The organism is Hydrogenophaga sp., assembly GCF_018780075.1.
In the GTDB taxonomy this organism is placed as follows: Bacteria; Pseudomonadota; Gammaproteobacteria; order Burkholderiales; family Burkholderiaceae_C; genus Hydrogenophaga.
Window position 1 is genome coordinate 24,405 of sequence record NZ_JADMKB010000131.1, and the last position, 12,006, is coordinate 36,410.

Below are 12,006 nucleotides of genomic sequence, written 5' to 3' on the forward strand. Positions count from 1 at the left end.
ACCGCGCCACCTCGAATTTCCAAGGAACGCCCATGACCGCCCTGCCCTTCACCCGCCCTGTGCTCAGCCACCTGGCGCTGGCCACCGCACTGACGCTGGGGGGCGTTGCGAGCGCGCAGGCGCAGAGCCTGGTCGATCTCTATGAAGCGGCGCGGGGCTTCGACTCCACGCTGCAATCGGCGCGTGCCCAGTATGACGCGACCCTCGCCAAGGCTGATCAGGCCAAAGCGGGGCTGCGCCCCCAAGCTGGTCTGGCGGCCGGAGCCAACTGGGCCAATACCAGCTACAACGTCACCGACGCCACCAAAACCAGCAACTCACAGAACGTCGCCCTCTCCGCGAGCCAGCCGCTGTACCGGCCGGTCAACCGGTTCAACAGCGAACAGGGCCAGTTGTCGATCGACGTCGCCAAAGCCCAGCTCGACGCCGCCGAACAGGACCTGATCGTTCGCACCGCGCAAGCGTATTTCGACGTGTCGGCGGCCCAGGACACACTGGCCTTCGTGCAGGCCCAGAAGACGGCCGTGGCCGAACAGCTGGCGTCCGCCAAGCGCAACTTCGAGGTCGGCACCTCGACCATCACCGACTCCCGCGAGGCCCAGGCCCGCTTCGACCTCGTGGTCGCCCAGGAAATCGCCGCGAGCAACGACCTGCGGGTCAAGAAGCTGGCCCTCGACCAGCTGGTGGGTCGCAGCGGCGCCACCCCCCGCGCGCTGGCCGCGCCGGTCGCCCTGCCGACGGTGCTGCCCGCCGACCCCGAAGCCTGGGTGCAGGATGCCCTGCGCCAGCACCCCGTGGTGCGTCAGACCGACAAGGCCTTCGAGATCGCCGAGATCGAGGCACAGAAGGCCCAGGCCGGCCACAAGCCCACGCTCGATCTCGTGGGCCAGTACCAGGTCGCCCGCGGACCCAGCTCCAGCTTCCCCTCCGCCGGCAACGTGCGCAGCAACACCGCCAGCGTGGGCCTGCAGTTCAACCTGCCGCTGTACGCGGGCGGCGCGATCCAGAACCGGGTGAAAGAGGCGCTGGCCCTGGTGGAAAAATCGCGCGCCGACCGGGAAACCGCGCTGCGCAACATCAGCCAGGCGACCCGCAGCGCCTACTTCGGCGTGCTCTCGGGCATGGGTCAGGTCAAGGCGCTGGAAGCGGCCGAGGCCTCCAGCCAGAGCGCGCTCGATGCCAACAAGCTGGGTTATCAGGTCGGTGTGCGCATCAACATCGACGTGCTCAACGCCCAGAGCCAGCTGTTCCAGACCAAGCGCGACCTGGCCGTCGCCCGCTACAACGTGCTGGTGGGCCAGCTGCGGCTGAAGCAGGCCGGCGGTGTGCTCAAGGCCGAGGACCTGCAGCCCGTCAACGCATTGTTGAAATAGGCTCCCCGCTGCGCGGCCTCCCCCCAGGGGGACCACGCCCTTGGACCGGCAAAGCCGGATCCTCGGCGTGTGCTGGGTGAGGCACGTCGCTCCCGCCAGCGCCCTGCTGCGATAAACTGCCCAACCCCCTGCGACCGACATGTCGTCTGACCGCAGCGGTTGAAAGCCAAAGGTGATTCATGCAAGCGGTCAATGTGCTGTGCATCAAATGGGGCAAAAAGTATGGCCCCGAGTACGTCAACAAACTGCACAGCATGGTCAGCCGCCACCTGCACCGGCCGTTCCGGTTCGTCTGCCTGACCGACGACGCCGTGGGCATCGACCCGGCGATCGAGGTCAAACCGATCCCCATGGTCGGCTTCGACGAGTTCGATCAACGCAAGCCCTGGACCTTCGGCCACGGCTGGCTCAAGCTCACCAGTTTTGCCAACCCGCTGTACGACCTGGAAGGCCGCACGCTGTTCCTCGATCTGGACATCGTGATCGTGGACAGCCTGGACCCGTTCTTTGAACAGCCCGGCGAGTTCGTCGTGATCAAGGAGTGGGACAAGAAGGACGGCACAGGTAACACCTCGTGCTACGTCTACACCATCGGTGCCCACACCGATGCGCTGGACCACCTGAAGAACGACTACCCCGCTTCGATCAGCACCGTGCGCAACGAGCAGGAGTTCATCACCCTGTACCTGGCGCGCCAGGGCAAGCTCAGCTACTGGCCCGACGCGTGGTGCCGCAGCTTCAAGCGCCACTGCCTTCAGCGCGGGCTCATGGGATGGTTCAAGCCGCCCACGATCCCCGAAGGCGCGCGCATCATCGCCTTCCACGGCAAGCCCAACCCGCCCGACGCGATCGCCGGCGTGAGCGGCAAGTGGTACCGGCGTGTCATGCCGACCCAATGGGTCGCCGACCATTGGCGCTGAGTCGCGCCGCTCTCGCGCACCGCGGCTACCGGGTGCTGATGCGCACCCTGACGCTGCCGGTGCTGGGCTGGCTCTGGCTGCGCGGCCACAAGGACGCGGGCTACCGGGAGCGCATGGGTGAACGTCTCGGCTTCATCGACCCCACACCTGCCTCGGCCGGCGGCCTCTGGATCCACGCGGCCTCCGTCGGCGAGGTCCAGGCGGCCCGGCCGCTGATCGCGGCCCTGCGCGCCGAGTGGCCCGACCACGCGATCACCGTCAGCACGCAGTCGCCCAACGGCGCACGCACCTTGCACAACCACTGGGGCGATGCCATCCAGCACGTGTACGCCCCCATCGACACGCCGGGCGCGGCCGGCCGGTTCCTGGACCGGCTGCAGCCGTCGATGCTGGTGCTGATCGAGCGCGAAATCTGGCCCGAGTGGTTGTGGCAATGCCGCGAGCGCCTGATCCCCGTGGCGCTGGTGAACGCCCGCCTGTCGGCGGATTCGGCCGCGTCCTACGAGCGCTGGCGTGCCCTGATGCGGCCCGTGTGGTCGCAGCTGGCGGTGGTGGCCGCGGCCGACGCACCCAGCGAGGCGCACTACGCGGCCCTGGGCGTGCCGCCCGAACGCCTGCTGCACACCGGCAACCTGAAATTCGACCAGCGCGACACGCCCGACGACGCCAGCCGGCTGCCCTGGCTCACACACCGCGCCATCGTGGTGGCGGGCAGCACGCACGAGGGTGAAGAGAGTGCGCTGATCACGTCATGGCACGAACTGGCGCGCCAGATCCCGGGCGCGCTGCTGATCCTGGTGCCGCGCCACCCCGAGCGCTTCGATGCGGTCGCGCAGCAGCTGACCGACAGCGGTCTGAGTTTCGTCCGGCGCAGCCGTGGCGAGACGCCCGCCGACAACACCAGCGTGCTGCTGGCCGACACCATGGGCGAGCTGACGCTGTGGTACCTGCACGCCAGCGTCTGTTTCATCGGCGGCAGCCTGGTGCCGATCGGTGGACACAACGCGCTGGAGGCCATGGCCTGCGCCAAGCCCGTGCTCTTCGGCCCACACACCCAGCATTTCCAGGAGCTGTACCAGGACGTGGAAGCCTGCGGCGCAGGAGAGCGCGTCGACTCGGCCCGCCTGCTCCTGCGCACCGCCACGCAGTGGATGCGCGACAAGGCCCTGCTGCAGCGAAAAGGCCAGCTGGCCCGTGACTTCGTGCTGCGCCAGCAGGGCAGCAGCCAGCGCAGCCTGGAGGCGCTGCGCACGGTCTGGGCGCCACTGCAGCCCCCGTTGCTGTCGCCGGTGTTCGCGCGGGACGCGGGCACCCAGACCGTGTGGCACGACCCCCAGCAGATGGCCACTGGCGATGCGGCCGTGTTCGAGGCCCCGTCGATCGAGGGTTCGGCGCTGGCCACGGGCAGCGGTCGAGGCCAGGCACACCGCATCGCGCTCGACGGCGGGGAAGGCGTGCTGCGCCACTACCGGCGCGGTGGCCTGATGGCCCGGCTCAGCCCGGACCGCTACCTGGGCCGCAGCGCACGGGACAGCCGCGCCATGGCCGAGTTCACGCTGCTCAGGCGCCTGCGCGCCTGGGGCCTGCCGGTGCCAGCTCCAGTGGCGGCGCGCCAACAGCGCGCCGGCTGGAGCTACAAGGCCGACATCGTGGTCGCGATGATTCCGCAGACGCGCAACGTGGCCCAACGGCTCTCCGAGGCAGCGTTGCCCGGCGAGGCCTGGAAGGCCCTGGGGGCGGCGATCCGCTCCATGCACGAACGCCAGGTGTTCCACGCCGACCTGAATTGCCACAACCTGCTGCTCGATGCGCAGGGGCAAGCCTGGATCGTCGATTTCGACAAATGCGCTCTGCGCCCGGGCCACGTCTGGAAAGCGCAGAACCTGGCACGCCTGCAGCGTTCGCTGCGCAAGGAACAGGCACGGCGCCCGGGGTTCCAGTGGGACGAAGCCCACTGGGCGGTGCTGCTGGAAGGCTACCGCCTGCACGGCCCCGAAACGGCGTGAGCGCCGGGCCGCCGCTGCGGCGGTGTCACACCGGCGTGGGAGCCGGTGGCGGTGGCGGCCTGGACACCGGGCGACTGGCCGAGGCCATCAGCAGCGCGGTGACCATGATGAAGAAGTGGCTCTCGGTGGACAGCCACAACGAGCTGTGGGTCATGTTCGAGATCACCATGATCACCACGAAGGCCAGCATCAACGCGCGGTGGGTCGCACGGTGCTCAAACGCCTGGCGAACGATGGACAGCATGAACCAGAACATCAGCGCGAGACCGGCCAGGCCCAGTTCAAAGTAGAACAGCAGGAACTGGTTGTGGGGGTGCGGACACACCACCGAACAGAACTCCGGGTCCTTGAAATACGACTGCGCCAGCACCGGGTACGAGGCCGTGCCCTCCCCGAACACCGTCGTCCGGGTCGATTTGCTGGCCATGAATCGCCAGACCTCCACCCGCGCGCCGACCGAGGTCACCGACTTCAGGCTGCTGGTGCGCGCCTCTTTCAAGGCCAGGTCGGTGCGCTGCTGGAACTGCGGCGACATGGCGTACACCATCACCAGCAACATGGCCGTGACGGTGACCGTGCCCAGCAGGGCCTTGAGCCGCCCGCCCAGGGCCACCAGCGCAAACACCAGGGCCGAGAACAACAGGCTGAGGTAGCCGGTCCGCCCTTGCGACAGAAACAGGATGCTGATCGCGCCCAGCGTGGCCACGCCCCAGCAGAGCAAGGCCTGCAGGCGCGACGCCGACTTGGAGGCCCAGTGCGCGCACAGGCACACAAAGAAGGCCATCATGATGCCCTGCGAGATGTGGTCCTTGAACACGGTGTGGTCCACACCAAACCCCTGGTTCATGGTGCGCGACCAGGGCAGCTTCAACCAGACGTTGGCCCAGGTGGAAATCAGCGTGAACAACATGGCCAGGCCAAAAGCACGCCAGCAGTGGACACGGTCCTCGCGGCGCGCGAGCAGGTAGATGAACACCGGCAGCGCGAGGAACTTCGCGTATTTCTTGTAGTAGCCGGCGATCTCCGCCCACGAGGCCGGCGACCAGAACGATGCGACCACGATCAGGGTCACCAGCGCCAACGCGGGCCTGACCACCGGGTTGCTCCAGGAGCGGGCGACAAACTCCCGCACATCCGCACCAGTGAAGCTGAGCAACCCGAGCACGACCGAGAGGAACATCAGGCTGTTGGCCAGCGCCACCGAGATCGGAAAGGCGCCAAACATCAACGCCAGGCTGTAGATCGCGGCCCTGCGGGTCAATTGACTGAAACTCATCTGTGCCTTGTGTTCTGTGCCGACTTCATCGGTCGGTCTTCCGAGCAACGCCATACCTTGCATTCATTCACCGCTTCACCATGGTCGGACCGGGCACGGGCCTGTCGTACTTGATGATCACGTAGCGGAAAAAGCACTCCATCGCCACCAGCAGGCAAAACAGGAAACCCTGGGCACCGCAGAGAAACCCCCTGCGAAACACATACAGGCGCACGAAGTTGCTCAGGGCCGACGCGAGCCCGCGCCACACGCCCCCACGGCGCCCCATCTGCACGCGCCGCACGGCACCCAGCTGGGCGTACTGCGCCATCTTGAGCAAGCCGCCGTACACCGTCTCCCGGGAATGGTGCAGCAGGCGGGTCTGGAACGTTCTGACCGGCGTCAAGGGATCGCGCAAGACCGCGTGCTCGTGCACGACACCTTCGTAACGCAACAACTGGTCGGTGCGGAACAGGCGCCACACGCCGCCCTCGGTCTTGGCCATGAGGTGCAGGGTGCGGCCAAAGGCCACCTGGTCCCAGTAAATCTTCCAGACCGCGTTGTCACCGGTGCCCACCGCCGCCCGGATTTCCTTCTGCAGCCCCTCGGGAATGACCTCGTCCGCATCGAGAAAGAACACGTAGTCGGTCTTCACGTGGAACAGCAGGCGGTTGCGCTGCTCGGCAAAACCCTGCCACACCGGGTAGGCGTGCACCTGCGCGCCCAGCTCTTCGGCGATCTCGCGGGTGCGGTCGCTGCTGCCGCTGTCGATCACCAGCACCTGGTCAGCGAACGACGCGCTCTGGATGCACTGAGCGATCCGGTGCGCCTCGTTGAGCGTGAGAATGCCGATGCACAGTGTCGGCAAAGGGGTTCGGGTTTCAGCCACGCGCCCTCCAGTTGATGAGCCCGCGCCAGCGCCCGAACATCCGGGCCAGCAGCTTGGGTGAAAACACAATGGCCCGCAACGGCAGCCCGAGGGTGGTGGTCAGCACCAGCCAGCGGCGCAGCCGCATCGCTTCGTCGCGCGAGCGGTACTTGCTCGCAAACAGCAGTTTCGACTGCGCGTGGTGGTAACCACGACCGTACTCATGACGCCAGGGGTTCGCGCCCCGCACCGAGCCGCGCGAGTGGTGCACGGCCTGCACCGACGGCACGACCACGATGTTCTGGCCGGCCCTGAACAGCCGCAGGCACAGGTCGTCGTCCTCGTAGTACAGGAAAAACTGCTCATCGAAAAACCCGATGTCCCGGAACGCGGCCATGCGAAACAACATCGCGGCGCCACAGACGAAACCCACGCACAGCGGGCCTTCGGCCGCTGGCCCGCGGGACGCCCACACGTTCTGCGGCCAGCGGTAGTTCACTTCGGGTTTGCCGGACGGGCTGACCAGTTGCGGCGCGAGCAAGGCAGCCTGCGGAATGGTCTCAGCAGCCTGCAGCAGCCCCCGCAAGCCCTCGACACTGATTTCGCAGTCCGGGTTGAGCAGGAAGGCAAACGGTGTCTGGACGCGCGCGAGGGCGCGGTTGTTGGCCGCGCCAAAACCCAGGTTGCGGCCGTGGTCCAGCACGATCGCATGCGCCCAGAACTGGCGCGCCATCGCCGACGTGCCGTCGCCGCTGCCGTTGTCGGAAATGATCACGTTGGGGCAGCGGGACAGCAGGCTGTCCAGGGCACGCAGGCAGTGCGCGCTCTCGTGCGTGACCACCACCACGGTGACGGTGTCCATGGCGCCGCCGCACAGGCGATCGGCTTCCTCTGGTACGGGAATGCTCATGGGCACCACCAGGGCCTCAGTGCGCGCTGGCACCCACCACGGCGTCGGGCTTGGCCTGACGCAGCAGCGCCAGCATGGCGGTTTCGATGCGGTGCAGGGCCTCGGCGGTGTGGCCTTCAAAGCGCAGCACGAGCACCGGCGTGGTGTTCGATGCGCGAATCAGACCGAAGCCGTCGGGCCAGTCCACCCGCACACCGTCGATGGTCGAGGTCTTGGCGGGGGCGTCAAACCGCGCGAGCGCCATCAGGCGCTCCACCACCGCATGGGGCTCACCCTCCGCGCAGGCCACGTTGAGCTCCGGCGTGCTGTGGCTGGTGGGCAAAGCATGGAGCACGGCGTTGGCGTCGGGGCTGCGGCTGAGGATCTCCAGCAGGCGGGCACCCGCATAGCTGCCGTCGTCGAAGCCGAACCAGCGCTCCTTGAAGAAGATGTGGCCGCTCATCTCGCCGCCCAGCGGGCTGTCCAGCTCCTTCATGCGGGCCTTGATCAGCGAGTGGCCGGTCTTGTAGATGTGCGCCACGCCGCCAGCGGCCTCGATGGCCGGGGCCAGGCGCTGCGAGCACTTCACGTCGAAGATGATGTTGCCGCCGGGCACGCGCGACAGCACGTCCTGCGAGAAGAGGATCATCTGGCGGTCGGGGAAGATGTTGTGGCCGTCCTTGGTGACGATGCCCAGGCGGTCACCGTCGCCATCGAAGGCCAGGCCCAGTTCGGCATCGGTTTCGCGCAGGGCGCGCATCACGTCCTGCAGGTTTTCCGGCTTGCTCGGGTCCGGGTGGTGGTTCGGGAAATTGCCATCCACCTCGCTGAAGAGCTCAATCACCTCGCAACCCAGTGCCCGGAACAGCGCGGGCGCCGAAGCCCCGGCCACGCCATTGCCGCAGTCCACCACAATCTTCATCGGACGCGCCAGCTTCACATCGCCCACGATGCGGTCTGTGTAGGGCGCCAGCACGTTCACATGGCGCACCCGGCCGCCGTCGGCCAACTGGTGGCTTTCGGCCTCCATCATGCGGCGCAGGGCCTGGATGTCCTCGCCGTAGATCGCACGGCCGCCGAGCACCATCTTGAAGCCGTTGTAGTCCCTGGGGTTGTGGCTGCCGGTGACCTGGATGCCGCTGTTGCACAGCGTGTGGGCGGCGAAATACAGCATGGGCGTCGTGGCCAGGCCGACGTCGATCACGTCGATTCCCGCCGCCACCAGCCCGCGGATCAGTGCCGCCGACAGGCCCGGCCCGCTCAAGCGCCCGTCGCGACCCACGGCCACCGTCTGCTCGCCCTGCTGCCACGCCACCGTGCCAAAGGCCAGCCCCAGTGCTTCCGCGACGGACTCATTGAGGGCGCCGGGCACGATGCCGCGGATGTCATAGGCCTTGAAGATGGACGCGGTCAGCTGCATGGGGGCTCTCTGTGGACGCAAACCCTGCATTGTAGGTGGCGAGGCTGTTCCCCCCGCACCTGCAGATGTCCGAAAACGGCCAGCCGTCAACGGCCTGAGGGCCTACCATGACAGCCATGAACAGCACCACGCCCCTGGACGACGAAGCCCGCTACCGGGCCTTGTGCGCCCACGACGCGCGGTTCGACGGCCGCTTTTTCACCGCGGTCACCTCCACCGGCATCTATTGCCGGCCGATCTGCCGGGTGCGCACGCCGCGACGAGAGAACTGCCGTTTTTTTGAGCACGCGACCCAGGCAGAGCAGGCTGGCTTCAGGCCCTGCCTGCGTTGCCGGCCGGAACTCGCGCCGCTGGACCGCCACTGGTCCACCGAAGACGCCAGCGCCATCCTGGTGCAGCAGGCCAGCCGTTTGCTGGACGCACCGCCCTCCTGGTTGGACCCAGCGACCGAAGGCGCGGCCATGGGCTTGCTGGCGGCCCGGCTCGGCGTCAGCGACCGCCACCTGCGCCGGGTCTTTGGCAGCCAGCTCGGCGTGTCACCGCTGCAGTACCTGCTGACGCGCAAGCTGCTCGCCGCCAAACAGTTGCTGGCCGACACCGCGATGCCGGTGTCCCAGATCGCTCTGGCCAGCGGCTTTGCCAGCCTGCGCCGGTTCAACGCGGCCTTCCTTGAGCGCTACGGCCTCAACCCCACACAGATGCGGCGCGGTCAGACCGCCACGACCACCGCAGGCGCCGACGGTTGCACCGGCGACGTGCGGCTCGCGTGGCGCCCGCCCTTCGACGCCGTGTCCCTGCTGAACTTCCTGGCCTCCCGGCAATTGCCGGGGGTGGAGCAGGTGGACCCCGATGCGCTCAGCCTTCTGCGAACCCTCCAGTTGACGGTCGCGCAGCGGGTGCACACCGGGTGGCTGTCGGTGCGGCTGGTGCCCGACGCCCACCACCTCGTCCTGCGCGTGAGCGACGGGCTGCTCCCGGTGTTGCCCAGCGTGATCTGGCGTGTGCGCGAGGTGTTCGACCTGGACGCCGATCCCGCGGCCATCAATGCGACCCTGCACACGGACTTCCCCGAAGGCGATGGCTTGCGGGTTCCGGGTTGCTTCGACGGGTTCGAGCTGGCCGTGCGCGCCGTGCTGGGACAACAAATCACCGTGGCCGCCGCCCGCACCCTGGCCACCCGCCTGCTGGACCGCTTTGGCACCCCGCTGGTGACGCCCGCGGGCGTGCTGAACCGCCTGTTCCCCAACCCCCACACCTTGGCCACAGCCGACCCGGCCAGCCTGGGCGAACTTGGTATCGTGCGCCAGCGCCAGGCCGCCCTGCAGGCACTGGCCCGCGCGGTGGTCGATGGCTCGCTGGAGCTGGACGGCCGCGCTCCCGTGGAGCAAACCGTGCAGACATTGCAGGGCCTCCCCGGCATCGGTCCCTGGACCGCGCAATACATCGCCATGCGGGCCCTGCGCTGGCCCGACGCCTGGCCCACGGGCGACGTGGCCTTGCACCACGCGCTGAGGCTGGGTCACCTCAAAGGGAACGCCGCCGTGCGCGAGGCCGCCCTTCAAGCCAGCCGCTGGCAACCCTGGCGCAGCTACGCCGTGGTTCGTGCCTGGGCGGGCACCCTCCATCCCACACCACTGAAGGCTTTACCGTGAAACACCACATACACTGGGTTCAGACCACCATGCCCACACCGCTGGGCGACATGCGACTGGCGGCCAGCCCCGCTGGCCTCACCGGCGCGTGGTTCGTCACGGGGCAGCGCCACCTGCCCCCAGACGACCACATGGCCAGCTGGGCGCTCGCGCCCGAGCACCCCTTGTTGCTCGTGGCCATCGAGCAGCTGACCGCGTACTTCCGGTCAGAGCGTCAGACATTCGACCTGCCACTGGATCTCACAGGTGGCACACCCTTCCAGCAATCGGTGTGGCACGCCTTGCTGGGCATCTCTTCAGGTCACACGCTGAGCTACGGCGACCTGGCGCATCACATTGACCGCCCCGCCGCCGTCCGCGCCGTCGGCACGGCCATCGGACGCAATCCCTTGAGTGTCATCGTCCCCTGCCACCGCGTGATCGGTGCGAGTGGCGGGTTGACCGGCTATGCTGGCGGGCTTGACCGCAAGGCGGCGTTGCTGCGGCTTGAAGGTGTCACCCCACTGCCTTTCTGAACTCCCTCATGCCCCCCTCCCTCATCGCTGAATTCCTGCTGCTGGCCGCCCTCTGGGGCGCGTCTTTCCTGTTCATGCGCCTGGGCGTCGCCGAGCTCGGTGCACTCCCCACCGCGGGCGTGCGCGTCGCGCTGGCCGCCCTGTTCCTCATGCCGGTGTTCCTGGTCAAAGGGGTGTGGGCCGATTTCAGGCAACGCGCGCGACCAATCCTGTTTGTCGGCCTGCTCAACTCCGGCATCCCGTTCGTGTTGTTCGCGTTCGCGGTGGTACACATCACGACCGGCCTCACCTCCATCCTCAACGCCACCGTTCCACTGACCGGGGCACTCGTGGCGTGGTTGTGGCTCCATGATCGACCGGGTGGTTCCCGCATGCTGGGTCTCGCGATCGGATTCATCGGTGTGACGCTGCTGGTGATCGGCAAGTCGGGGTTCAGCCCCATGCCCGGCGCCTCGTCACCGGCCATGACGCTGCTGGCCATGGGAGCCTGCCTGCTGGCGACGCTGTGCTACGGCATCGCCGCCAGTTTCACCAAACGCCACCTCACCGGCGCACACCCGCTCGCCACCGCAGCGGGCAGCCAGATCGGAGCCACGCTCGGACTGGCCTTGCCCACGCTGTGGCTGTGGCCCGATCACGCGGTCAGCACCGGCGCCTGGGCTGCCATGGCGGCCGTGGCCCTCTTGTGCACCGCGCTGGCCTACATTTTGTTTTTCCGGATCATCGAAAAAGCCGGCCCGAGCAAGGCGCTCACCGTCACCTTTCTGGTGCCCGTCTTCGCGCTGATGTACGGAGCCCTGTTCCTGAACGAAACCATCACACCCTGGATGGTGTTCTGTGGACTCGTGATCATGTGCGGGACCGCACTGTCCACCGGACTGGTGCGCTGGGCCAGACTGGAACGCACGACCTGAACCGGCTGTTGCGTCTGACGCAGGTCTTCGCGCAACAGCGCAACAAGCAGGCGTCGCACATGCCGCAGACATGAAAAAACCGCCCAGGCCTTGCGACCGGGGCGGTGTTTCATTTTGTGGCGGAGTGGACGGGGCTCGAACCCGCGACCCCCGGCGTGACAGGCCGGTATTCTAACCAACTGAACTACCACTCC

10 protein-coding genes and 1 tRNA gene are annotated in these 12,006 nt (G+C 67.6%); 6 read left to right on the forward strand and 5 right to left on the reverse strand.

The genetic code is table 11. The annotated features are described in order from the left end of the window. Positions 1–32 precede the first annotated feature (32 nt). From IV088_RS20960 to IV088_RS20970, 3 genes are all read left to right on the forward strand, one after another. A complete protein-coding gene (locus IV088_RS20960) occupies positions 33–1,373 on the forward strand; it encodes a TolC family outer membrane protein (RefSeq protein ID WP_291105897.1) in 1,341 nt (446 codons plus the stop codon). Positions 1,374–1,552: 179 nt separating this feature from the next. Continuing rightward, entirely contained in the window at positions 1,553–2,293 is a 741-nt protein-coding gene (locus IV088_RS20965) for a glycosyltransferase (RefSeq protein ID WP_291105898.1), read from the forward strand. After that, complete coding sequence (locus tag IV088_RS20970; RefSeq protein ID WP_291105899.1) at positions 2,269–4,299, forward strand: 3-deoxy-D-manno-octulosonic acid kinase; 2,031 nt, start codon at positions 2,269–2,271, stop codon at positions 4,297–4,299. Before IV088_RS20965 ends, IV088_RS20970 begins: the two co-directional genes overlap by 25 nt. A 25-nt stretch (positions 4,300–4,324) precedes the next feature. Here IV088_RS20970 and IV088_RS20975 read toward each other — a convergent pair whose 3' ends face one another. The 4 genes from IV088_RS20975 to IV088_RS20990 all read right to left on the reverse strand — a co-directional run bounded on the left by IV088_RS20975 (position 4,325) and on the right by IV088_RS20990 (position 8,731). Further along, positions 4,325–5,575, reverse strand: a complete 1,251-nt coding sequence (locus tag IV088_RS20975; protein ID WP_291105900.1) for an O-antigen ligase family protein — start codon at positions 5,573–5,575, stop codon at positions 4,325–4,327. Between the two features lie 67 nt (positions 5,576–5,642). Further along, complete coding sequence (locus IV088_RS20980) at positions 5,643–6,443, reverse strand: glycosyltransferase family 2 protein (protein WP_291105901.1); 801 nt, start codon at positions 6,441–6,443, stop codon at positions 5,643–5,645. Then, entirely contained in the window at positions 6,436–7,332 is an 897-nt protein-coding gene (locus tag IV088_RS20985) for a glycosyltransferase family 2 protein (RefSeq protein WP_291105902.1), read from the reverse strand. The genes IV088_RS20980 and IV088_RS20985 overlap by 8 nt, the downstream gene beginning before the upstream one ends. 16 nt (positions 7,333–7,348) lie before the next feature. Beyond that, positions 7,349–8,731, reverse strand: a complete 1,383-nt coding sequence (locus tag IV088_RS20990; protein ID WP_291105903.1) for a phosphomannomutase/phosphoglucomutase — start codon at positions 8,729–8,731, stop codon at positions 7,349–7,351. Positions 8,732–8,847: 116 nt separating this feature from the next. Between IV088_RS20990 and IV088_RS20995 the strand changes: the two genes are divergently transcribed. From IV088_RS20995 to IV088_RS21005, 3 genes are read left to right on the forward strand one after another with little or no spacing between them, the layout of a single operon-like run. After that, positions 8,848–10,383: a DNA-3-methyladenine glycosylase 2 family protein gene (locus tag IV088_RS20995; RefSeq protein WP_291105904.1), complete on the forward strand. Its 1,536-nt coding sequence runs from the start codon at positions 8,848–8,850 to the stop codon at positions 10,381–10,383. 29 nt (positions 10,384–10,412) lie between these two features. After that, positions 10,413–10,898, forward strand: a complete 486-nt coding sequence (locus tag IV088_RS21000) for a methylated-DNA--[protein]-cysteine S-methyltransferase (protein ID WP_291105907.1) — start codon at positions 10,413–10,415, stop codon at positions 10,896–10,898. 8 nt (positions 10,899–10,906) lie between these two features. Continuing rightward, positions 10,907–11,812 carry a DMT family transporter gene (locus IV088_RS21005; RefSeq protein ID WP_291105906.1) on the forward strand — a complete coding sequence of 302 codons (906 nt, stop codon included), beginning with the start codon at positions 10,907–10,909 and terminating at the stop codon, positions 11,810–11,812. Positions 11,813–11,929: 117 nt separating this feature from the next. Here IV088_RS21005 and IV088_RS21010 read toward each other — a convergent pair. Further along, positions 11,930–12,006, reverse strand: a tRNA-Asp gene (locus IV088_RS21010).

Excerpts from the sequence above, each read along its gene's own strand:
- IV088_RS20960 (WP_291105897.1), top strand. The coding sequence starts at position 33 with ATGACCGCCCTGCCCTTCACCCGCCCTGTGCTCAGCCACCTGGCGCTG.
- IV088_RS20965 (WP_291105898.1), top strand. The coding sequence starts at position 1,553 with ATGCAAGCGGTCAATGTGCTGTGCATCAAATGGGGCAAAAAGTATGGC.
- IV088_RS20970 (WP_291105899.1), top strand. The coding sequence starts at position 2,269 with ATGGGTCGCCGACCATTGGCGCTGAGTCGCGCCGCTCTCGCGCACCGC.
- IV088_RS20975 (WP_291105900.1), bottom strand. The coding sequence starts at position 5,575 with ATGAGTTTCAGTCAATTGACCCGCAGGGCCGCGATCTACAGCCTGGCG.
- IV088_RS20985 (WP_291105902.1), bottom strand. The coding sequence starts at position 7,332 with ATGAGCATTCCCGTACCAGAGGAAGCCGATCGCCTGTGCGGCGGCGCC.
- IV088_RS20990 (WP_291105903.1), bottom strand. The coding sequence starts at position 8,731 with ATGCAGCTGACCGCGTCCATCTTCAAGGCCTATGACATCCGCGGCATC.
- IV088_RS20995 (WP_291105904.1), top strand. The coding sequence starts at position 8,848 with ATGAACAGCACCACGCCCCTGGACGACGAAGCCCGCTACCGGGCCTTG.
- IV088_RS21000 (WP_291105907.1), top strand. The coding sequence starts at position 10,413 with ATGCCCACACCGCTGGGCGACATGCGACTGGCGGCCAGCCCCGCTGGC.
- IV088_RS21005 (WP_291105906.1), top strand. The coding sequence starts at position 10,907 with ATGCCCCCCTCCCTCATCGCTGAATTCCTGCTGCTGGCCGCCCTCTGG.